The following is a 22,848-nucleotide window of genomic DNA, read 5'->3' as shown; positions in this document are numbered from 1 at the left end:
GGACTGTCAAAAAAATGAAAGCCATATGTATCAAAAAAACTACCGCTTGTGCATTGTTTTTACCACTTGTGCAAATGTTGTTGACTTTTTGTTAATAACAATGTATGATTATTGTGAACATTAATGCTATTTAGCAGGAATGTCTGGCTAATGCACAAGCAGGAGGATAATGATGGAGAATAATGAGAACAAAGCAAAAAAACAAAGGATCATAATAGCTGCACTTATTCTGGGCATGATGTTTTGCATAGGCATTACGATTTGGGCTGTGTTTTTCAGAAAGTCAGAAACAAAATCTCTAGTACCTGATTATGCACCTCAGCAGACAGAGCAGAATGCTGAACCTTTGGAGAACAACAGCAGAAGTCTTGATGTGCCTGAGGGTGGCGGAGGAATTTCTCTTGAATACGAAAATACAGTGAATATCAAGCTTTCTGATAAAACAGCTTATTTTAGTTATAAGCATCCAAGCAGTTCAACTCAGGATATCGTGCTTTGTATTGAGATAAATGGTGAGATCATCGCACGCTCAGGTACTATAAAACCAGGTAATCAGCTTAAAACGCTTCCTTTGCTTGAGGGCGAGGCGGACAAACTTAGTGAAGGCACTTATACAGACGCAAATTTCAGAGTTTTAAGTTATGATCCGCAATCAGGTGAAAAAGCAATGGTCGATACGGTGGCAAAAATAACTGTCACTGTTGAAAAATAAATAACGGGGGAATTTATCATGAAAAACAAATTGGCGATCATCGCTGCATTAGTGCTTGCAAGCACTAGCGTGGTTACATCATATGCGGTAAATTCAGAAAAAAATGACGGCAGCGAACTAACAAATATCAAGGTTACAGGAAGCTATATTGATTCCAAGTCAACGACAATGTCTGTGGACGTTGAGTGGGAGGAAATGAATTTTACCTACTTTGGCGGACATAAGGTATGGGATCCTGAAACACATAGCTATACCACAGAGTCTGCATGCTGGTGGAATGAGCCTAAGGAGATAACTGTAATAAACCATTCAAATTCGGCTATTAAAGCACAGATGAATTTTGCATCAAAGGTTGAAGGACTTAACGGAATGTTTGATGAAGATGTTATTTTATTGGAAACAGCCGAAGGCACTGCTGTTGACGCTGCACCTAAAGATTCAACATATTTCAGTGTAAGTGGAGCAGGGATAGAAACAAACAATACAGATCTTGGCACTATCACAGTAACGATCTCTGAAGACATTCAATAAGTAACTAACGTAATGGTTGCTTCTACTCATGTTGATACAACTCTTTATTATGTAACAGGATCAAATGGAGCATGGAGGGTAGTAAGAAACAATGATATTGGGATTGTGCCGATAGCGTGATTAAAAAAAGTATTCATATCAGGGGGCTTATGATGGATAAGCAAAAAAATGACGGGAAGCTGATCGTATCAGTGCTTATGGTCTGTTTTGCAGTTACCATTGGCGTGATGATATTTGCATTGTGCCGTCCAAATGATAAAAAAAGTGCAGAATTTACTCCACCGCCTTTTGAAAGCACAGCACAGCATGGCAAGCCTGAGGTTTCGGAAAATTTAGGCTATAGCTCTCCGAACAGAGATGATATGAGCTATGATTTTGCGGTGTGCGGAAACGTCACTATGGAAGGCGATAAGGCAATAGTATATCTTACAAATATTGAGGGCAACAATGCCTGGATAAAGCTCAGAGTGTTTGACGAACAGGGAAATATGCTTGGAGAAACGGGTCTTATCAAGCCAAACGAGTATGTGAAATATGTTACGCTCTCAAAGACGCCGGAGGTCGGTACAAAGATAAAGCTTAAGATCATGGGTTACGAGCCGCACACTTATTATAGTGCAGGTGCGGCTTCCTTGAATACACAGATAGGGGGTCAAATAGACCAATGAGAAAAATGACTTCATTCCTTGCTCTTGTGCTTGCATTAAGCATACCTTCTGGTGCTTATGCGGCCGAGGCAAAGCTTGATGATAATAACACAACTGCAAATGGAAATGTTTATGCGGTCTATACAGAAGATGTTCCATGGAACAGTGTGCCTGTTGACGACGATGGAAATGCTGTTATTGATTTTCCAGATGGCACAAGCGTGAAGATCGAGAATGCCGATAAAGATAAAAATCTTGTGGTGGATCAGGTCACAGAGAAGGAAGCTCTTGACTGGTTAAACAGCGTCATGGGAAAAAAGTCTGAAAACACCGTAGCATTTCATATTTATTACATTGACGGAGATTCTATTCTGCCGGCAAATGGAATAAAGGTAACGATAAACATAGACAAAGATCAGGTAAATTCCGTTAAAGGTGATGGTACAGTAAGCAGTCTTAAATGTGAAGAGTCTGACGCAGAAATATCCTTTGTCACAGACGATGCACCTTTCTATGTCCTTGGTACAAAAGCATCTGAAAGTTCATCAGATATATCACCAGACAGCACTGGTAAAAAAGATGATAGCTTACAAAACAGTTCACAGACAGCAGTTCAAAATGTAAACAAAGACGGTGATAAGTCACCTAACACAGGCATAGGAGCAGGTGCAGCATTGACAATGCTGCTGCTTGGTGCCGTTGCCGTAAGCGTGTCAAAAAGAACAAAGGATAAATGATCTGATATTCATAAGGCTCGCCGTTTGCATTGGCGTTATTAAGCAAAAAAAGACTCGCACGAAATTGTACGAGTTCTTTTTTTATGTAGCAGATATATAAAATACACTTATATTTCAATATAATCCCAAAGCTCGGAAACAAGTTTTTCTGTAAAGCCCTTGCACAAAAGAAGCTCGTTAGGGCTTTCGTAATAGGATATAAGCTCACGAAGTTCTATGACAGCATTCGCCTTGTCCATATCAATTAGCAGCTTGTCTGATATCTCCTGAGCGTCAGCCTTGTTTATGTTCACTTTCTGCCTGACTTTCTCAGTAGTTTCAGCCGTTGTAACAGTTTGCTCCTCTGTGGTCGTAGGCTCTGTTACAGTATCAGCAGAGATTTCTGTCTGAACAGGCTGAGTTTCTGTGACTTTCGTTTCCTGCGGCATATCATGGTAGTCTGCACTGTCAACATAAAAATAGCCTTTGAGAAGTGCAAGTGTAGAGTCTCCGATGCCGTTTACTTCAAGAAGCATATCCATGTTGCTGATAACACCAACTCTGTCACGATATGCTATTATCCTGTCGGCTGTTACCTCGCCTATGCCGCTCACCGCCATAAGCATTTCCTTGTCAGCTTTGTTTATGTCAGCAGGAAAGCTGTATTCCTCTTTGGTTTCAGCAATACTGCTTGTGACGGCTTTTGATGTCACTGTTTTCTTTGTGGTGTGTGCCTTTGCAGTCTTGCTAATGACCTTTTCACTGCCTGAATTGTCCACCTTGTCAGCCTGAGAGCTGTTAGCAGGCGGTGTAAGTATCACCACATCATCACGCTGTGGTCTGTTAACAAGTGCAGAAGCGATCGCTGTAGTAATGGCGATCGCAACTGCGATAACGCCTACAAAAAGTTTTATTCTGCTTGTTTTTGCTTTTGTAGCATCATTTTCTGTCACATTCGATTTTTCGTCTTTGTTGCTGTCTAACTTGCTGTCCATAATTGATTATTTTTCTGCAAGCATTTCGTTGAGATTTTCCACCATTTCTGACATCTTCGCTCTTGTGATGTCTGGAACATTTGTAAATGTAACAAGGGTTCTCAGTGGCATATCTCTTATCATTGCTTCCATCATTTCCTTTGCAGAAGCGCCAAGATCGTCGGAAGCCGTGTCGCCAAAACCGCAGTCTATTTTGCTTAAAATGTCCTCGAACATAGCTCTGCCCTCTGGGATAGAATTTATCTCGCCACAGGTGGTGTTCAAGGTGAAATGCACTGGGAGTTTTGTATCGGAAGATACATAAACAGAAGTCGAAAGTCTGATATCTCTTGAAGAAGAGCCTGCCTCGATAATAAACTCACCGTATTCAACGAACCAATCGTGTATATCAGGCTCGTAGTATGCAAATGAACGCTTATCAAGGTGGAACACGGCCTTTTTGGTCTCGCCGGCTTTAAGGAAAAGCTTTTCAAAGCCCTTAAGCTCACGGGCAGGTCTGCGCACTGAGCTTTCCTTGTCAGAAACGTAAAGCTGAACGATCTCCATACCGTCTCTGTCGCCTGTGTTTGTTACGTCCACCATGACCGTCAGGGTCTTGTCGTCTTTTATCTCGTTTTCTGAAACAGTAAGATTGCTGTATTCAAAGGTTGTGTATGAAAGTCCGTGACCAAATGGGAACAGTGGCTTTATGCCCTTTTCATCATAATATCTGTAGCCCACGAAAATACCCTCGGCATAGTCAACATCGTCCATATTTCCCGGGAAATTAAGATAAGACGGATTATGTGAAAGCTTTTCAGGGAAAGTTTCCGCAAGCTTTCCGCTAGGGTTAGCTTCGCCAAAAAGCAGAGCCTTTTCAGCAGTGCCGACGTTCTGTCCGCCAAGATACATTTCAAGTATGCCCTTCACCTTATCTGCAAACGGCATTTCAACAGCCGAGCCGTTGTGGAGAACGATAACAACGTTTTCATTTACCTTAGCAACTTCATCAATAAGCTTGAGCTGACAATCAGGCATTCTCATATGCTTTCTGTCAAAGCCCTCAGATTCAAAGCTTTCGGGCAGACCTGCGAAGATAACGGCAACATCGCTGTTCTTGGCAAGCTCCACAGCTTCATTGAGAAGCTCGTCAACAGTTTCGTCACGGTCGGTGACGAAGCCCTGTGCGTATGTGATATTATCCATGCCCTTGACAGCTTCAAGAGCAGATGTTACCTTAAATGAATTTATGTGAGAGCTTCCACCACCCTGATAACGTGGCTTGTCGGCAAATTCGCCAATGAAAGCTATCTTTGCAGACTTGTCAAGCGGCAGTATCTTATCATCATTTTTGAGCAGTACCGCACATTCGGACTCTATCTTGCCTGCAAGTTCATGCTGTTTTTCTTTATCCCACTTTGTTGCAGGGGCATAGCCGTCCTCGGCTTTCTGAATAAGCGTAAGCACGTTTCTCACAGCCTTGTCAAGGTCTTTCATTGAAAGTGAGCCGTTGTTTACGGCTTCTATGATAAGCTCGTCATTCTTGCCGTTGCTGGTAGGCATCTCAAGGTCAAGACCTGCGGCAATGCCAAGAGGTCTGTCATCAACTGCGCCCCAATCACTAACTACAAGTCCATCATAGCCCCATTCGTTTCTGAGTATATCAGTGAGCAGAAGCTTGTTCTGCGAGGAATATTCACCGTTTATGCGGTTGTATGAACACATCACTGTCCATGGCTTTGCTTCCTTGACTGGTGTTTCAAAGGCACTTAAATATATCTCATGGAACGTTCTCTCATCAACGTTAGCAGAATAGCTCATACGTCTTGTTTCCTGATTGTTCATGGCAAAGTGTTTAAGGGAAGTTCCTACGCCCTTGCTCTGAACGCCCTTTATGTGTGCTGTGGCAAGCTGTGAAGCAAGATAAGGGTCTTCTGAGAAGTATTCAAAGTTTCTGCCGCAAAGTGGTGAACGCTTTATGTTACAGCCAGGGCCAAGTATAACGGAAACGTCCTCAGCCTGACACTCCTCGCCAAGAGCCTTGCCGAGAGTTGTAAGCAGCTTTCTGTCAAAAGAGCAGGCAAGTGCGCAGGCACATGGGAAGCATACTGCCTTGATAGCTTCGTTAGGATTGTCTGTATCATCACGCATTTTTCTAAGTCCGTGAGGGCCGTCAGACACCATTATGCTTGGTATATCCAGCCTTTTTATTTCCTCAGTGTGCCAGAAGTCAGAGCCTGAGCACAATGAAGCTTTTTCTTCAAGTGTGAGTTCCTTCAAAATCTTGTCTATGTTCATTGTGAAAACCTCTTTTCTATAAAACTACAGTTTGATTGTAACACAATTTTCTATGAAATTCTATATATTTTGTGCATATTTTACATAAAGTTAATATTATCTTCGATTAGTTTGGTAAGAGCCACCCTGAAATCCTCGTCCTGCTGTTTGGTGCGCTTTGGCGGACCTTTGAGCCTGCCGCCGCTTCTGCGTATCTTCTTTGCAGTATGTCTTGATAGAAGCAGTGCGTCAATGTTGGAGCTGTCATATATCCTGCCGTTCTGGTCCAAAGCAAGGACGTTTCTTGCAAGACACATTGCCGCAAGCCCATAGTCCTGCGTCACGGCAATATCGCCCTTTAGAGGGATGTTCACAAGCTTCATGTCTGCACTGTCTGCACCCTTGTCGACAGTTATCACCTGTGCATAGTCAGAGCTGAAAATATGTGAGCTGTCGCAAACTATGATACATTCAAGCCCATGGCTTTTGCTTATAGAAACTGCGATATTCGTAACAGGACAGCCGTCAGCGTCTATAAGTATCCTCACGCCTTGCCGCCTTCTATACAAAATGTAGATTCCATATCTGCAATGTGGGTCGCCAGTGCGAGAGGATACATTTCAAGGGCAAGACCGATACTGTTCTTGTTTTCTTCTCCTGAAAAGCCCATGTGCCAGCGTATAGCCATGGCTTCCTCACGGGTCAGTCGCATATAGCTGCTTACTATGTAGACCGACTTTTCACCGTGACCATATGGCAGTGTTTCGTGAAATTCATAGTATGGGACTTTCTCCCACACGCCCTGTTCGTTCTTGGCATTGCGGTAGCTTACTCTGTAAAGATTTACCTTGCAGATGTCGTGAAGCAGTGAAACGATAGCAATGCTCTCGTCAGAGTATTCCATGTTGTAATCTTCCTTTACACGCTCACGCTCCAGATAGCTTTTCAGGCACTCATAAACGTGTATGCTGTGTTCGCACAAGCCACCCTCGTATGCTCCGTGGTATCTTGTAGAAGCAGGTGCAACAAAGAAGTCGCTGTTTTCTGAAAGCAGATAATTGAGCAGCTTTTCCGAACCCGGGCGCTTTATGTTTTCCGTGTAGATCTCAACGAATTTGTCTTTAAGTTCTGTTACCTTTGACATAGTTGACCTCCTGTAAAAATATTATATTATGATAAGCTTTAGCGTTTTAGTTTTACCAAACTAATTATAACATATTTTTTGTAAGATTAACAGTACTTTTCGCTAATTTTTGCATTTGCTATTGCTTTTTCATGCAAAATATGCTATGATATATTATATTTATGTGGATATGGTTTGGAAAAATATAAGAAATTTAGTGATTTTTAACAAATGAGAATGAAAGGAGTTGCTTATACATGTGCGGAATAGTAGGCTATGTGGGAAAAAAGGATTGTACAAAGGTGCTGCTTGACTCACTGTCAAAGCTTGAATACAGAGGTTATGACTCAGCAGGAATAGCTGTTTTTGAGAACGATGCTATCAAGACAAAAAAGACAAAGGGCAGACTTGCTGACCTTGAAGAAAAGCTTAAAAGAGAGGGCTGGCTCAATGGTACTTGCGGTATAGGACACACACGCTGGGCTACACACGGCGAGCCGTCTGATATAAATTCACACCCTCACGGAAATGCGAATATTTCTATCGTTCATAATGGTATCATTGAAAACTACAGAACTATCAAGGATTTTCTGCTGAAAAAGGGATATGTCTTTGAATCTCAGACAGATACAGAAACAGTTGCAAAGCTTCTTGATTATTATTATGAGGGCGACCCTATGGCGACAATACAGAAGGTTCTTGCTGAGATAGAGGGTTCATATGCTCTCGGTATCATATTCAAGGATTTTCCAAGAAGAATATATGCAGTAAGAAAGGATTCTCCTCTTATCGTTGCAGTTGGCGAGGACGAAGCTTTTATAGCTTCTGATGTGCCTGCAATACTGAAATATACGAAGAATTACTATCTTCTTGACGAGAACGAGATAGCTGTCCTTGACGATGGCAAGGTGGAGTTCTTTGACGTTCATGGAATGCCAGTTGAGAAAGAGATGCTCGTTGCTGACTTTGATATGGAAGCCGCTGAGAAGGGCGGATATGCTCACTTTATGCTCAAAGAGATTCACGAACAGCCAACAGCTATAAAAACAACTATCACACCAAGAATAGTTGACGGTATGCCAAACCTTGAAGAGTGTGGTCTTACATATGACAGACTCAAGGGCTATAACAACATCTTCGTTGTTGCCTGCGGTACTGCTATGCACGCAGGTCTTGTGGGCAAGTATGTGCTTGAAAAGATTGGCAGGGTACCTGTTACAGTGGATATGGCTTCTGAGTTCAGATACAGAGATCCTATCATTGCAAAGGGAGATCTTGTTATTCTTGTTTCACAGTCAGGAGAAACAGCCGATACTCTCGCAGCCCTTAGAATGGCTAAGGAGAGGGGTGCTGAAACACTTTCTATCGTAAACGTAAAAGGCTCGTCTATCGCAAGAGAGTCTGATATGGTGCTTTACACCCATGCAGGCCCTGAGATATCTGTAGCTTCCACAAAGGCATATATCGTTCAGCTTTCTGTATTCTATCTGCTGAGTTTTGCTATAGCATACGCTCACGGAGCTATCTCAAAAGAGGAGTGCATGAGACTTACAGCAGAGCTTCAGAATGTTCCTAATATGCTTGAAGTTGTCCTTAAAACACCTGATAATTGTCAGTATGTTGCTTCTCAGCTTGTAAACAAGGAAAATCTTCTTTATATCGGCAGAGGTCTTGACTATGCACTTTCTATGGAAGGCTCACTGAAGCTTAAGGAGATATCATATATCCACTCTGAGTCATATGCCGCAGGCGAGCTTAAGCATGGCACTATCTCACTGGTAACAAACAATATGCCTGTTATCGCAGTTGCAACACAAAGAGAGCTTCTTGACAAGACCATAAGCAACGTCAAGGAGGTCAAGGCAAGAGGAGCATACGTTGTTCTTGTTACTCACGGATATATCAACGTTGACGACGAGGTAGCTGATTATAAGATCGGTCTGCCGACAATAGACGATCTGCTCATGCCTATGCTGACAGTGGTTCCTTTGCAGCTTATCGCTTACTATACCTCAGTTCTCAGAGGCAATGACGTTGATAAGCCGAGAAATCTTGCAAAATCAGTTACAGTTGAATAAAATACAGGGCAATCCGCAAAGGGTTGCCCTTGCTGTTTGAAAAGGAGTTTATTATGAGCAAATACAAATATTTTGTTTTCGATTTTGACCTTACTCTTGCAGACTCTTCCGAGGGTATTCTGGAGTGTTTTAAGCACGTTTTGAAAGAGTTTGGTTATCCGCCAAAGGACGACAGGACTATCTACAACACCATAGGCATGACGCTTGTTGACGCTTTCGACCTGCTGACAGATATGCCCGACAATCCTCAGCGCGAGGATATGCGCAAGGCTTATGTAAAAAAGGCAGACGAAGTAATGGTGAAGAAAACATATTTTTATGACGATACTATCGCACTCTTACAGACCTTGCAGAACGCAGGGGTAAAAGTCGGCATAGTTTCCACGAAATATCGCTATAGGATAGTCAATACTTTCAATGAGCAGGCAGGCTCTTTGCCTGTGGATATCATAGTTGGCGGTGAGGACGTCACAAGGGCAAAGCCTGACCCGCAGGGACTTGACCTGATAATAGAGCGTTTTGGTGCGGATAAATCGGACGTGCTTTATATAGGCGACAGCTACATCGACGCTGAAACTGCACTCAATTCAGGTGTGGATTTTTCAGGAGTAACAACTGGCTCTACTACTAAAGAGGATTTTGAAAAATACCCTCATATCTATATCGGCTCGTCACTGTTGGACATATTTCAGAATATATAAATTTTAAGTAAATATAATTTTAAATAAATGTGAAAAACTATTGCTATTTACGGAGCTTGATGTTATAATATAATTTGATGTACTATGTTAAGTACCAAGCGGATAACATAAATATTAATATATGAAAGGACGGGTATGCTATGATAAAAAGCATGACCGGTTTCGGCAGAGAGCATATCGTGGCAAACGGCAGAGAGATAATCGTTGAGATACGCTCTGTAAACCACAGATATTATGAATTTACTTCGAGAACTCCGAGAGCCTACGGCTATCTTGATGAAAAGCTGAAAGGCTTTCTTAAAAGCGGTATCTCCCGTGGCAAGGTAGAGGCGTCTGTTTCTATCTATAATCAGGAGGGTACTGACGCTGAGATAGAGCTTAACAAGGCTGTTGCAAAGGGCTATCTTGACGCACTGAGAGGTGCGGCTGACGAGCTTGACCTTGATGACGATATAACACTGTCACATATCATGAAGCTTCCTGATGTGTTCACAGTTGTTAAGAAAACAGATGATGAGGAAGTAATCTGGAACGAGGTCAAGGACGTGGCTCAGGTGGCGTTGGACAGATTTGTTCAGATGCGTGAAACTGAGGGCGTCAAGATGTATGACGATATCAGCGGCAGACTTGATTATATCGAGGAAACTGTGGGCAAGATAGAAGATCAGTCACCTAGCGTTACTGAAAGCTACAGAGAAAGACTTTATGCAAAGATAAAGGAAACTCTCGGCGATAAGGACATAGACGAGCAGAGGATACTTACAGAAGTGGCTATTTTCGCCGATAAGGTGGCAATAGACGAGGAAACAGTAAGGCTCAGAAGCCATATCTCACAGTTCAGAGGGCTTATCAAGTCGGACGAGCCTGTGGGAAGAAAGCTTGACTTCCTTGTGCAGGAGCTTAACCGTGAGGTGAATACTATCGGCTCAAAGGCTAACGACCTCACTATCACAAAAATGGTGGTGGATCTTAAGGCTGAGATCGAAAAGATCAGAGAGCAGATACAGAATATCGAATAACGGCGGTGTGAGATATGCAGCTTATTAATATCGGTTTTGGAAATATGGTGTCCTCCGCAAGGGTCATTGCCATAGTTTCCCCTGAGTCTGCGCCTATAAAGCGTATCATTCAGGAAGCTAAGGATAAGGGTACTCTTATAGACGCCACCTACGGCAGAAGAACAAGAGCGGTGCTTATTATGGACAGCGACCATGTGGTGCTGTCGGCAGTTGCACCTGAAACTGTAGGCGGACGTGCCGCTGTTGACGAGGAGGACGATGACAATGTATAAGAACAATGCAAAGCTGTTTGTTATATCAGCTCCCTCAGGCTGTGGCAAGGGAACTATACTTGCAGAGGTCTTTAAAAACAGAGATGTGTTCTATTCTATATCCTGCACTACAAGAAAGCCCAGAGAGGGCGAAAAGGACGGCGTTCATTATCATTTTATAAGCGATGACAGCTTTAAGAAAATGATAGACAGCGGTGAATTTCTTGAACACGCAGGCTATGTTGGTCATTATTACGGAACGCCAAAGAAGCCTGTTCTCGCTAATCTTGAGCAGGGCAGAGATGTTATACTTGAAATTGAAACTAACGGTGCGTTTCAGGTGAAGAAAGCCTTTCCTGAAGCTGTGCTGATGTTTATACTTCCACCATCTGTTAAGGAGATAGACAGACGGCTTAGAAAGCGTGGAACTGAGTCTGATGATGTTATTGCTGACCGTGTAAGTCAGGCTGCCGGTGAGATCGGCAAAGCCGGCGGTTATGATTATGTGATAATGAACGACGGACTAGAGGACGCTGTGGAAGATTTTGTTGCAGTTATGAACTCCGTGAAAGCCGAGGACGGCAAGGCGGATAAATTCAGATCAGAAAATGATGATACAAAGAAATTAATTGACGAGGTGCTTAATTATGATGCTTAGACCGGCCGTAAGCCAGATTTTGAAGAACAATGAAAGCTATTATTCTCTAGTTATTGCAGTTGCAAAGAGAGCAAGAGAGATCACGAGCGATGCTTTTGACAACAAGCTGGTGCTTGATGAAAAGCCAGTAAAGACAGCAGTTGACGAGCTTTATAATGGCGAATACAAAATAATCGAGGATCCAAGCCTCAGAAAATAATCGAGGCTTTTTATGGGGAGGTGTACGGCTGTGCGTGGAGTTTTTATCGTGGCAAAGGTTGCAATAAGCCGTGCATCATACAGCTTTGACGCACTGTATAGCTATAGTGTGCCGGAGGAGCTGGCTCAGAAAGTGAAAAGCGGAGTGCGTGTGCTTGTGCCTTTTGGCAGAGGAAACCGCAAAGCCGTAGGGTTTGTTGCGAGAACGTATACGGAAGCCGAGTATAACGATAAGCTGAAGCCTATTATTTCAGTGGTGGACGGGGAAAGCCTTGTTACTGAGGAAATGATGAGGATAATAATGTGGCTGAAAGAAAACACTTTCTGCACCTATTATGACGCTTACAAATCCGTTGTGCCTACAGGCTTTTCCTACACTTTTTCACAGCATTACAGCCTTGTCAATACCTACATTGACGAGGATACTTTAAATGAAGATGAGAAAAATGTGGTGGACTTTCTCCGATGTGCAAAAAGTCAGAGGGAGATAGACAGCTTTCTTGACGTGCATAATGACGCACGAAAGAAGAAAACTGTGGATTCTCTTGTGGATAAGGGCTATGTTGAGATCAGCGACGCTTTGAAAAGAAAAGTCGGTGATGAGAATGTCAGCATGGTAAGGCTTTCTGACGAGTATGTGTCAGGGGAGATACAGACCACTCTTACCCCGAAGCAGACCCTTGTGGTGAAGCTTCTTGAGGAGGGTGGCTGTGCCTCTGTGAAAGAGGTCTGCTATATGACCAACTGCACTTCAAGCATATTAAAAAGGCTTGCTGACAAGAAAGTTATCGTGCAGTATAAATATGAGGTCATGCGTGACGCCATAGGCGAGCTTGGCGAAAGGCAGGACCCTGACGATATCATATTAAATGACGAACAATCAGCGGCATATGAGGGCATAATGGGGCTTATAAAAGCCGAAAAGCCCGCAGGTGCGTTGCTTTACGGCGTTACGGGAAGCGGCAAGACCTCTGTGTTCATAAAGCTTATAAAAAGCGTTATGGATATGGGTAAAACAGCGGTCATGCTCGTGCCTGAAATATCCCTTACACCACAAATGCTCGGCAAATTCAAGTCACTTTTCGGTGATAAGATAGCCGTTATGCACTCTTCGCTGTCATTGGGACAGCGTACTGACGAGTTCAAACGTGTAATGCGTGGGGAAGCAAGAATAGTTATCGGCACAAGAAGTGCAATATTTGCTCCTGTCACCAACGTTGGAATAATCATCATGGACGAAGAGGGCGAGCCGTCATATAAGTCGGACTCAACGCCTAGATACCATGCACGAGATGTTGCCATACAGCGGTGCGGATATAATAACTGCGTGCTGTTGATGGCTTCTGCAACGCCGTCGCTGGAGAGCTTTTATTACGCTCAAAAGGGCAGATATCACTTGTTTGAGCTTAAAAACAGATATTCAAAGTCGCCCCTGCCGGCAGTCGAGATAGTCGATATGCAGGAGGAAGCGGCAGAGGGCAATGACAGCTTGCTCAGCCGTGTTATGTGTGATAAGCTCACAGAAGTGCTTGCGAAAAAAGAGCAGGCTATCCTGCTTCTGAACAGACGTGGCTATACAACATATATCACTTGCATGGACTGCCGACAGCCTGTGGCTTGCCCTAATTGCAATATACCCCTGACCTATCACAAGAAAAATGATCGGTATATGTGCCACTACTGCGGATATACCATGGATAATATAGAGCGCTGTCCACAGTGCGGCTCACAGCGGCTCAAATCAAGCGGTGTGGGAACTCAGCGTGTGGAGGACGAGCTTGAAAGGCTTTTTCCGCAGGCAAGACTTCTGCGAATGGATGCTGACACCACTTCTTCGAGATATTCCTATGAGGAGAATTTCAAGGCGTTTGAGAAAGGCGAGTATGATATAATGCTCGGCACTCAAATGATAGCAAAGGGACTTAATTTCCCTAACGTCACAATGGTGGGTGTCATATCCCTTGACAAGGCACTGTTCACAGGGGATTTTCGCAGCTATGAGAGAACATTCTCACTGCTCACTCAGGTGGCAGGAAGAAGCGGCAGAGGAGATAAATCAGGGGTCGCATACATTCAGACCTTTGTGCCTGACCATTATGTGCTGAACCTTGCGGCAGAGCAAAATTATGATGAGTTTTATAAAGAGGAGATAGCACTGAGAAAGTCGCTGACATATCCGCCTTTTTGCGATATATGCGTCATAGGTTTTTCAGCACCCCTTGAAAGCAAGGTAATAGGCGCTTCACGCTGGGTGACTCAGCTTATAAAAGAGTATATCTCACAGCACAAGGTGAATTTTCCCCTCAGAGCGCTAGGCCCTGCACCATGCACATTTGAAATGATAAATAATCGCTACAGATACAGACTTATCCTGAAAACACGCAATACTGCGGATTTTCGTGAGATGATAAAGCACGTTCTGGGCGAGTTCTATAAAAATAAAGATTATCAGACAGTTCGTATCTATGCCGACATAAACGGCGATATCGGGCTTTAAGAAAGGATAGTTAAATAAATGGCACTCAGAAAAATACTTAATAAGAGCGACGAGATACTTCACAAGGTCTGCAAGCCTGTTACAGAATTTGACGACAAGCTTGGTCAGCTTCTTGACGATATGACAGAAACCCTGAAAAACGCCAACGGCGTTGGTCTTGCAGGTCCACAGGTGGCAAAGCTGAGAAGAGTGGTCGTTATAATAATCGACGATAAGGTTTACGAGCTTATCAACCCTGAGATAACATGGCAGAGCGAGGAAAAGCAGAGAGTTCTGGAGGGCTGTCTTTCATGCCCGAACGAGTGGGGCTATGTTACAAGACCTATGAGAGTTAAGTTCAAGGCGCAGGACAGACACGGCAAGTGGTACGAAATGGAAGTATCAGAACTGTTTGCACAGTGCGTTTGCCATGAGCTTGCACACCTTGAGGGTCATCTGTTTACTGAGATAGTTGAAGAATTTGTAGAGGTCGAGGACTAATGAAAATAATCTTCATGGGTACGCCTGATTTTGCCGTACCAACGCTGAAAAAGCTTTATGACAGCGGATATGAGGTGCAGGCTGTTTTCACTCAGCCTGATAAGCCAAAGGGCAGAGGCTATAAGCTTACTCCGCCCCCTGTAAAGGTGCTTGCGCAGGAGCATGACACTCCTGTTTATCAGCCGCAAAGCCTTAAAAAAGACGGCGAGGAGTATGTTAAAATTATCAATGACCTTGCCCCTGATTGTATCGTGGTGGCGGCTTATGGTAAAATGCTCCCTAAGTCGGTGCTTGATATACCAAGGCTTGGCTGTGTGAACGTCCATGGCTCGCTGCTTCCTAAATATCGTGGAGCAGGTCCGATACAGTGGGCTGTGCTTAATGATGAAGCTGAAACTGGAATTACAACGATGCTTATGGGCGAGGGCATGGATACGGGAGATATCCTTGTGGAAAAGGCTACTCCTATTGGCGAGAACGAAACAGCCGCTGAGCTTTTTGACAGACTTGCTGAAATGGGTGCAGAGGTGCTTGTTGATACCCTTGAAAAGCTCGATAAGGGCGAGATAACCCCTGTTAAGCAGGACGAGAGCCTTGCGACTTATGCACCAATGCTCTCAAAGGAGCTTTGCCCTATAGATTTCACAAAGCCAGTGAGAAAGATACACAAGCAGATATGCGGTCTGTCTGATTGGCCATGCGCTACTACAGTGCTTGAGGGCAAAAGGCTAAAAGTATATAGATCTGAGATAGCTTCCACAAAGCCTTGCGGAAAGCCTGTGGGCACTGTGGTGGATAACAGCGACTTTTCTGTTGCCTGCTCAGACGGAGTGATAAGATTTACTCAGGTGCAGGCTGAGGGCTCAAAGAGAATGGATACCGCTGATTTTCTTAGAGGCAGACATATCGAGAACGGCACTGTGCTGGGATAATTCGGAGGAACTATGGGAAACGCCAGAAAAACGGTTTTAAGGCTGCTTACAAGGCTTGAAAACAGCGGCTCATATTCAAATATACTTCTTGACGAGGGCCTTGAAAGGTCAGACCTTTCACCTCAGGACAAGAAATTCGCCGCAGCTCTTTTCTACGGCGTTTTGGAAAGACAGATTACTCTTGATAACATTATTCGGGAATATTCACGCAACCCTAAGAATAAGCTTGGTACTGAGGTCAGAGTTATACTGAGAATGGGTATTTATCAGCTTTTATATATGGACTCCGTTCCTGACAATGCGGCTGTGGACGAGTCTGTGAAGCTTGCAAAGAAAAACAGAAATCCTGCGGCAAGCGGCTTTGTGAACGCAATGCTAAGGGAGTTTATAAGAAACGACAAAAAGCTTCCAAAGGGCAGAAATGCCACGGAGGAGCTTTCTATAGAATACTCCGCACCTGTATGGCTGACGGAGAAGTGGACAAGGGAATACGGCAAGGACATCTGCCTTGAAATGCTGAAAACCTCTGTGGGACAGGCACCTGTCACCGCAAGAGTGAACACGGTCTTTCATTCTCTTGAAAGCACACTGGATATGCTCGCTGAGGAGGGCATTACCTTTGAAAGGCTGTCCGTCCTGCCTGATTGCATAAGGATATGCGGTGCAGGGGCGGTGGAGCATACTAAGGCTTACAAAGAGGGCAGGATACACGTTCAGGATCTTTCGAGCCAGCTTTGCTGTGCGGCTCTTGATCCTAAGGAGAACGATACAGTTCTTGACCTTTGTGCCGCACCTGGTGGAAAGACCTTTACCATTGCCGAGCGTATGAACAATAATGGCAGAGTGCTTGCTTTTGATCTGCATAAAAATCGTGCAGGGCTTATTGAAAGCGGTGCCAAAAGGCTTGGACTTGACTGCATAAGCGCAGGTGTCAACAACGCAAAGGTCTATGACGAGAAAATGCCAAAGGCTGACAAAGTGCTTTGCGACGCACCTTGTTCCGGACTTGGCGTAATAAGAAGAAAACCTGAGATAAAGTATAAAGAACCCTCAGATTTCGACAGACTTCCTGAAATACAGTATGATATACTGAAAACGTCAGCGGAGTATGTAAAAGTCGGCGGAACACTGGTGTATTCCACCTGCACGCTGTCAAGGGCGGAAAATGATGAGGTGGCAGATAGATTTTTGGCTGAACACCCTGACTTTGAGCCTGCACCGCTAGGCGAGGCTTTCGGTAGCGACAGCGGTCTTTGCAGAATGTCTATCACACCTGCAAAATATAATTCAGACGGATTTTTTATTGCTAAGTTTATCAGGCTGAGGTGATCTTTTGGTAGCATTTGATGATAATGGAAAAATAGATATATTGGGGCTTCTGCCTGACGAGCTGGAAGCCGAGATACTAAAGCTTGGAGAAAAGAAGTTCCGTGCAGGGCAGATATTTGACTGGCTTCATGTAAAGCGAGTGTCAAGTTTTGATGAAATGACTAATCTATCTGTACAATTAAGGAATCTGCTCAATGAAAAATTTTGTTTAAAATCACTATTTGTGTCAAAAAAGCTTGAATCTCATACCGATAATACTGTAAAATATCTATATGAGCTTGAGGACGGAAATCATGTGGAATCCGTAATAATGGAATACAACTACGGAAACACCATTTGCGTGTCAACTCAGGTGGGCTGCAAAATGGGCTGTCGCTTTTGTGCGTCAACTATTGCAGGGTTCAAACGTAACCTTACGTCCTCGGAGATTCTGGGACAGATATACGCTTCTGAGCGTGACAGCGGAAGAAAGATATCAGGCGTGGTGCTTATGGGAATAGGCGAGCCTATGGATAACTTTGATAATGTGGTGAATTTTCTTGAAGTGCTGTCCTGTCCAAAGGGCTTTAATATGTCGCTAAGGCACGTTTCAGTATCTACCTGCGGCATTGTGCCGAGGATATATGAGCTTGCAGAGAAAAAGCTGGGCATAACATTGTCTATCTCTTTGCACGCTTCCAATAATAAGAGCAGGAGCGAGATAATGCCCGTTAATGACAGGTATGATATCAACGAGCTTCTTGCCGCCTGCCGATACTATTTTAAGGTAACAGGCAGGAGAATTTCTTTTGAATATGCTTTGATAGACGGGCATAACGATTCTATGGAGGACGCAAGGGAGCTTGCGGAGCTTCTGGGCGGATTTGTCTGTCATGTGAATATAATCCCTGTTAATAAGATAAAGGAGCGTAATTATCATTCTGACAGAAAGTCAGCCAACAGATTCAGAGGATATCTGGAGAAGCTTGGGATAAACGCTACTGTGAGGCGGACCTTGGGTGCGGATATAGACGCTGCCTGCGGTCAGCTAAGACGAGAATATGAGATCTGATAAAAGGTGGTGAATCGCTTGTTTATAGCGTCTGATACAGACATCGGAAAAAAACGCAGTGAAAATCAGGACAGAGTGCATGCTGAATTTCTTGCTGACAATGTTGCCGTTGCGGTGGTCTGTGACGGTATGGGCGGAGCGTCATCAGGCGGAGTTGCCAGTCAGCTTGCCATTGACGCAGTAGTAAAACGTATCAAGGAAAATTTCAGAAAAGATATGAAACCAAATTCCATAAGAAATCTTATGCTCACTTCAGTGCATTATGCGAATACGATCGTGTATGGCAAGAGCAAGGAGGATATTGACAAAAACGGTATGGGTACTACCTGCGTTGCGGCATTGGTGGTGGATAAGACCGTCTATATGGTGAGCGTGGGCGACAGCCGTGGATATCTTCTTACCAAGGACGGTATAGCTCAGATAACCACTGACCATACTTATGTGGAAATGCTTTATAGGTCGGGTCAGATAACCAAAGAAGAAGCGAAAAATCATCATATGAGAAACGTTATCACAAAGGCTGTGGGCGTTGAATCAGATGTTGAGGTCGATTATTTCGAGCTTGAAGAAAATGATAATTTTGCGGTGCTGCTTTGCTCTGACGGTCTGACCAATTATTGCACAGACAATATGATATATGAAACTGTGTTTGGCAATAATCTTGACGAGGCTATAAAACAGCTTATTGCTTTCGCAAATGAATGCGGCGGTAAAGATAATATTACTGCTGCGGTAATAGCAAATTAATGGAATGACAATAAAACATGAATAATATAGGAGTTGAATTACATGGATTCTAATATCGGCAAAAAGCTAGACGGCAGATATGAGATAACCGAACTTATCGGCGTGGGCGGAATGGCTGACGTTTATAAGGCAGTTGACGTTATGGAAAACCGTACTGTTGCGGTAAAGATACTTAAGCCTGAGTTTTCACAGAACGAGGAATTTCTAAGACGCTTCAGAAACGAGAGCAAGGCTATAGCTGTACTTTCTCACCCTAATATCGTAAAGATATATGACGTGGGATTTTCTGACGAGATACAGTTTATCGTTATGGAGTATATCGACGGCATCACCCTTAAAGAGTTTATCGAGCAGCAGGGCGTGCTTAGGTGGAAAGACGCTTTGCACTTTGTAACTCAGATACTCCGTGCTTTGCAGCACGCTCATGACAAGGGTATCGTTCACAGAGATATCAAACCGCAGAACATAATGCTTTTCCCTGACGGAACTATCAAGGTCATGGATTTTGGTATAGCAAGATTTTCAAGGATCGACGGAAAGACACTTTCTGACAAGACTATCGGTTCTGTTCACTATATCTCACCTGAGCAGGCAAGGGGCGATATGACAGATGAAAGATCTGACATATACTCTGTAGGCGTTATGCTCTATGAGATGCTCACAGGCAGAAAGCCTTTTGACGGTGAAAATCCTGTGGCTATCGCTCTCAAGCATATGCAGGAGGATCCGGTTCCGCCAAGAGAGATCATGCCTTCTATCCCAGAGGCTCTTGAAGAAATAGTTATGCACGCTATGGAGAGAGATCCTGCAAGACGTTATCAGTCAGCAGCAGAGATGATAAAGGATATAGACACATTCAAGCTCAATCCATCTGTTGTTTTCGGATATAAGAACAGCCCTGTTCCTATCCCTGTGGCTGATGACAATAACAAATATTTTGACGATGAGCATAGTGAGAACTATGACGACGATGAAGAATATGAGGACGATGACGAAGAAAACGATGACGAGGAAGAAGAGGAAGAAAAGAAGCGTTCTTACGTTGTTCCTATACTCCTTGCTGTGACAGTTGCAGTAGTTATCATTGCAGCGTTCGTTATCGTAGGAGTTGTATTCAAGTCATTCAGCGGTTCAAACGGTATGCACACAGGCACAGTTACACTGCCAAACTTTGTGGGCAAGAATATCGTTCAGGTTGAGCAGGATTATAAGGATAAGCTTAAATTTGATATCACCGAAGAGTATAATGACCAGTATGACGAGGGAATAATCACATTCCAGGGTCAGGCAGCAGGAAAGTCTGTTAAGGAAGGCTTCACGGTTACACTTACTGTAAGTAAGGGCAAAAAAATGGCAACTATCCCTGACATGGTGAAGAAAGACGGCACTGTGGCTGAAAGCGAGCTTAAGGCTGCAGGATTTATGGTCGTTAAGAGAGATATATGGTCTGAGGATATAGCTTCAGGTCTTGTTGTGAAAACACAGCCGGCAGCAGGCGAGCAGTATGCCGTAGGTGCGACTGTTGCTTTGTTTGTAAGTAAGGGTCCTGTTGAAACAAGAGTCAAAGTACCAAGCGTTGTAGGTCTTACAGAAGAAAAGGCAGTTGCAATGCTCAAGGAGAACAAGCTCAAGGCTGAGGTCAAGGAGATCGAGCATGAGGGCGATAAGGGCAAGGTCATCGAGCAGGATACAGATGAAGGCACATACGTTGAGCGTGATACAACTGTTACTATTTACGTTTCGACCGGAGAAACTTCACCTGTTGAGGTAACATTCTCACTGCCACTCCCAAGTGGTATCCACGGCTCATATTCTATAGACATCTACAATAACGGCAACGTTGCATATACACAGAAGATCGGTAGTGGAGAATCTGTTGCAGGCGGTTCTGTAAATGTAACTGTAAAGGGCAAGAAGACAGAAACTCTGACTATCTTCATCACAAATGACGAAAATCAGCAGAAGTGCCGTTATGCAGTATATGACATAGATTATGATAAGCAGACAGCTACTCTTAGCGGAAGCCTGAATGAAAGCGGTCTGATCGACATTACTCCGACAACGACCACAACTACTACAACTACGACCACAACAACTACTACAACTACCACTACTGAAGCACCTGCACCGGAGCCTCAGGAGCCAGACGAGCAGGGTCAGTAGTTCATGAATGGAATAATCGTTAAAGCTATCGGAGGCATCTACTATGTAGAAGCCTCCGACGGCATTTATGAATGTAAGGCAAGAGGAGTATTCAGAAGAAAGAACATTTCTCCTGTAGGCGGCGACAGAGTTGAATTTTCATTGGAGGACGACGGAAGCGGAGTTATCGAGAAGATAGAGGAAAGACGCTCATTGCTTATAAGACCGCCTCTTGCAAATCTTGATATGCTTGTATTCGTTTCGTCTACCTGCGAACCAAGACCTAATCTGCTGTTGCTTGATAAGTTTATTGCAATAGCTGTTTTCAAAAAAATAGAGCCTGTGGTAGTCTTTACAAAGATAGACAAGGAAAGCTGTGACGAGCTTGTGGACATATACAAGGGTGCAGGGATAAAGACCTTTCAGGTAGACAATACCACTGGTGAGGGCAGTGAAGCTGTTAAGGCAGTTCTGGAGGGCAAGCTGTCGGCATTTACAGGAAACACTGGCGTTGGCAAATCGTCACTGCTCAATAATATGTTCCCTGCATTGGGGCTTGCCACCAACGAGATAAGCAAAAAGCTTGGCAGAGGAAAGCACACCACACGCCATGTAGAGCTTTACAAGCTGGAGGGCGGTGGGTATATTGCCGATACCCCTGGCTTTTCGTCGTTTGATACCAACAGATATGATATTATTTTCAAGGACAAGCTTTCAGGCTGTTTTCCTGAGTTTCAGAAATACGAGGGCAAGTGCAGATTTCCTGATTGCAGCCACACAAAGGAAAAGGGCTGTGCGGTCATAGAGGCGGTAAAAAATGGCGAGATCGCAAAGTCAAGGCATGAAAGTTATGTGGAAATGTACGAGCAGGCAAAGCAGCTTAAGGAGTGGGAATATAAAAATGACTAAGAAATGCACTATCTTTTCAGGCGGTGAAGCGGTGTCGGCTCAGTGTGTGGCAGAATATAAGTCTTTTATCGACGATTCTCTTGTGATATCCGCTGACAAGGGCTATAAGCTTGCACAGGCAGTGGGCGTAAAGTCGGACATTATTATGGGCGACTTTGATTCCGCTGAAAAACCTGTTTTTGATAATATCGAGATCTTCCCCTCAGAAAAGGACGATACCGACCTTATGCTTGCCATAAAGCAGGGCTTTGAGTCGGGTTGTGATGATTTTCTCATATTCGGTGCAACAGGCGGACGAGTAGACCACTTACTTGGGAATATCCAATCTCTTGGATATATTTTATCTTGTGGCGGTGAGGGAATGATAGCCGCTGACAGAGAGATAATTCGTCTTTATCGTGCAGGCAGTTACAGGATATATGACCGTGAGGGCTTTTCGCTCTCACTGGTGGCATATACCGATAAGGTAGAGGGTCTGACCATAAAGGGTGCGAAATATGAGGTAGAGGACTGTCTGCTGACCAATGCTTTTCCACTCGGCATATCAAACGTGGTGAAAGGCTTTGATGGGCAGGATAGAAAATACGCTGAGATATCATTCAAAAGTGGCTATCTGCTGTCAGTACAGTCAAAAATGGTAACCGATTTTTGATTTTTGAATAATATAAACTATAACTATTCGGGAGGTAATACTTATGAAAGTTGTAGTTGTAAAAAGTCCAAAGGTCATATCGGGTTTAATGAGGCTTATTTTCAAGATCAAAAAGGAAGAAGAATAGGATAACTGGCGGTACTCGTGTGATATAATCCCCTTAGAGTAGACACATGAAATAATAAAATGGTGTAACTCTAAAGGGGGTTATTTTATGTCAAAGA

24 protein-coding genes are annotated in these 22,848 nt (G+C 43.8%); 20 read left to right on the top strand and 4 right to left on the bottom strand.

Annotated elements, in window-relative coordinates; all coding sequences use genetic code 11:
* Positions 1–172: 172 nt before the first annotated feature.
* The 4 genes from AB5123_RS07030 (at position 173) to AB5123_RS07015 (ending at position 2,627) form a co-directional block, all read left to right on the top strand.
* A complete protein-coding gene (locus AB5123_RS07030) occupies positions 173–712 on the top strand; it encodes a hypothetical protein (protein WP_278339586.1) in 540 nt (179 codons plus the stop codon).
* Positions 713–730: 18 nt separating this feature from the next.
* Positions 731–1,243, top strand: a complete 513-nt coding sequence (locus tag AB5123_RS07025) for a hypothetical protein (protein ID WP_368364637.1) — start codon at positions 731–733, stop codon at positions 1,241–1,243.
* A gap of 152 nt (positions 1,244–1,395) precedes the next feature.
* A complete protein-coding gene (locus AB5123_RS07020; protein ID WP_038671510.1) occupies positions 1,396–1,911 on the top strand; it encodes a hypothetical protein in 516 nt (171 codons plus the stop codon).
* Positions 1,908–2,627 carry a hypothetical protein gene (locus tag AB5123_RS07015; protein ID WP_138337213.1) on the top strand — a complete coding sequence of 240 codons (720 nt, stop codon included), beginning with the start codon at positions 1,908–1,910 and terminating at the stop codon, positions 2,625–2,627. Before AB5123_RS07020 ends, AB5123_RS07015 begins: the two co-directional genes overlap by 4 nt.
* A 107-nt stretch (positions 2,628–2,734) precedes the next feature.
* Here AB5123_RS07015 and AB5123_RS07010 read toward each other — a convergent pair whose 3' ends face one another.
* From AB5123_RS07010 to AB5123_RS06995, 4 genes are all read right to left on the bottom strand, one after another.
* Complete coding sequence (locus AB5123_RS07010) at positions 2,735–3,601, bottom strand: helix-hairpin-helix domain-containing protein (RefSeq protein ID WP_368364636.1); 867 nt, start codon at positions 3,599–3,601, stop codon at positions 2,735–2,737.
* Between the two features lie 6 nt (positions 3,602–3,607).
* Positions 3,608–5,878, bottom strand: a complete 2,271-nt coding sequence (locus tag AB5123_RS07005) for a glycoside hydrolase family 3 C-terminal domain-containing protein (RefSeq protein ID WP_337812047.1) — start codon at positions 5,876–5,878, stop codon at positions 3,608–3,610.
* Between the two features lie 80 nt (positions 5,879–5,958).
* The gene (locus tag AB5123_RS07000) at positions 5,959–6,405 is read right to left on the bottom strand and encodes a YaiI/YqxD family protein (RefSeq protein WP_289149123.1); all 447 of its coding nucleotides are present in this window, start codon (positions 6,403–6,405) and stop codon (positions 5,959–5,961) included.
* Positions 6,402–7,001, bottom strand: a complete 600-nt coding sequence (locus AB5123_RS06995) for a hypothetical protein (protein WP_046442014.1) — start codon at positions 6,999–7,001, stop codon at positions 6,402–6,404. Before AB5123_RS06995 ends, AB5123_RS07000 begins: the two co-directional genes overlap by 4 nt.
* 236 nt (positions 7,002–7,237) lie before the next feature.
* Here AB5123_RS06995 and glmS point away from each other — a divergent pair, with 236 nt between their 5' ends.
* The 16 genes from glmS (at position 7,238) to spoVM (ending at position 22,751) form a co-directional block, all read left to right on the top strand.
* Complete coding sequence (gene glmS, locus AB5123_RS06990) at positions 7,238–9,058, top strand: glutamine--fructose-6-phosphate transaminase (isomerizing) (protein WP_038671519.1); 1,821 nt, start codon at positions 7,238–7,240, stop codon at positions 9,056–9,058.
* A gap of 53 nt (positions 9,059–9,111) precedes the next feature.
* Positions 9,112–9,759, top strand: a complete 648-nt coding sequence (locus AB5123_RS06985) for an HAD family hydrolase (RefSeq protein WP_337812048.1) — start codon at positions 9,112–9,114, stop codon at positions 9,757–9,759.
* A gap of 140 nt (positions 9,760–9,899) precedes the next feature.
* On the top strand, positions 9,900–10,778 hold the full coding sequence (locus tag AB5123_RS06980; protein WP_022287841.1) for a YicC/YloC family endoribonuclease: 879 nt from the start codon (positions 9,900–9,902) through the stop codon (positions 10,776–10,778).
* Between the two features lie 14 nt (positions 10,779–10,792).
* Complete coding sequence (remA, locus tag AB5123_RS06975) at positions 10,793–11,050, top strand: extracellular matrix/biofilm regulator RemA (RefSeq protein ID WP_022287842.1); 258 nt, start codon at positions 10,793–10,795, stop codon at positions 11,048–11,050.
* Complete coding sequence (gene gmk, locus AB5123_RS06970) at positions 11,043–11,687, top strand: guanylate kinase (protein WP_022287843.1); 645 nt, start codon at positions 11,043–11,045, stop codon at positions 11,685–11,687. Before remA ends, gmk begins: the two co-directional genes overlap by 8 nt.
* The gene (gene rpoZ, locus AB5123_RS06965; protein WP_022287844.1) at positions 11,677–11,886 is read left to right on the top strand and encodes a DNA-directed RNA polymerase subunit omega; all 210 of its coding nucleotides are present in this window, start codon (positions 11,677–11,679) and stop codon (positions 11,884–11,886) included. The genes gmk and rpoZ overlap by 11 nt, the downstream gene beginning before the upstream one ends.
* Before the next feature lie 30 nt (positions 11,887–11,916).
* Positions 11,917–14,382, top strand: coding sequence for a primosomal protein N' (gene priA, locus AB5123_RS06960; RefSeq protein ID WP_337812049.1), 2,466 nt, complete (start codon positions 11,917–11,919; stop codon positions 14,380–14,382).
* Positions 14,383–14,400: 18 nt separating this feature from the next.
* Positions 14,401–14,862: a peptide deformylase gene (gene def / locus AB5123_RS06955; RefSeq protein ID WP_022287846.1), complete on the top strand. Its 462-nt coding sequence runs from the start codon at positions 14,401–14,403 to the stop codon at positions 14,860–14,862.
* Positions 14,862–15,794 (top strand): methionyl-tRNA formyltransferase, encoded by a 933-nt coding sequence (fmt, locus tag AB5123_RS06950; RefSeq protein WP_337812050.1) that lies wholly within the window; start codon positions 14,862–14,864, stop codon positions 15,792–15,794. Before def ends, fmt begins: the two co-directional genes overlap by 1 nt.
* A 12-nt stretch (positions 15,795–15,806) precedes the next feature.
* Positions 15,807–17,123, top strand: coding sequence for a 16S rRNA (cytosine(967)-C(5))-methyltransferase RsmB (rsmB, locus tag AB5123_RS06945; RefSeq protein WP_337812051.1), 1,317 nt, complete (start codon positions 15,807–15,809; stop codon positions 17,121–17,123).
* A gap of 4 nt (positions 17,124–17,127) precedes the next feature.
* Complete coding sequence (rlmN, locus tag AB5123_RS06940) at positions 17,128–18,174, top strand: 23S rRNA (adenine(2503)-C(2))-methyltransferase RlmN (RefSeq protein WP_278645404.1); 1,047 nt, start codon at positions 17,128–17,130, stop codon at positions 18,172–18,174.
* An 18-nt stretch (positions 18,175–18,192) separates the two neighbouring features.
* Positions 18,193–18,921 (top strand): Stp1/IreP family PP2C-type Ser/Thr phosphatase, encoded by a 729-nt coding sequence (locus AB5123_RS06935; RefSeq protein ID WP_022287850.1) that lies wholly within the window; start codon positions 18,193–18,195, stop codon positions 18,919–18,921.
* Positions 18,922–18,963: 42 nt separating this feature from the next.
* Entirely contained in the window at positions 18,964–21,084 is a 2,121-nt protein-coding gene (gene pknB, locus AB5123_RS06930) for a Stk1 family PASTA domain-containing Ser/Thr kinase (protein WP_256322409.1), read from the top strand.
* 3 nt (positions 21,085–21,087) lie between these two features.
* Positions 21,088–21,972 (top strand): ribosome small subunit-dependent GTPase A, encoded by an 885-nt coding sequence (gene rsgA / locus AB5123_RS06925; RefSeq protein ID WP_278946366.1) that lies wholly within the window; start codon positions 21,088–21,090, stop codon positions 21,970–21,972.
* Positions 21,965–22,624, top strand: coding sequence for a thiamine diphosphokinase (locus tag AB5123_RS06920; RefSeq protein ID WP_278946368.1), 660 nt, complete (start codon positions 21,965–21,967; stop codon positions 22,622–22,624). Before rsgA ends, AB5123_RS06920 begins: the two co-directional genes overlap by 8 nt.
* A gap of 43 nt (positions 22,625–22,667) precedes the next feature.
* Positions 22,668–22,751 carry a stage V sporulation protein SpoVM gene (spoVM, locus tag AB5123_RS06915; RefSeq protein WP_117856231.1) on the top strand — a complete coding sequence of 28 codons (84 nt, stop codon included), beginning with the start codon at positions 22,668–22,670 and terminating at the stop codon, positions 22,749–22,751.
* The last annotated feature ends 97 nt before the right edge of the window (positions 22,752–22,848 follow it).

The organism is Ruminococcus sp. RTP21204st1_B2_RTP21204_210225 (assembly GCF_040914135.1).
Lineage (GTDB): Bacteria > Bacillota > Clostridia > Oscillospirales > Ruminococcaceae > Hominimerdicola > Hominimerdicola aceti.
The sequence above is the reverse complement of the archived record's forward strand: the minus strand, read 5'-3'. Positions and strand labels throughout refer to the sequence as shown.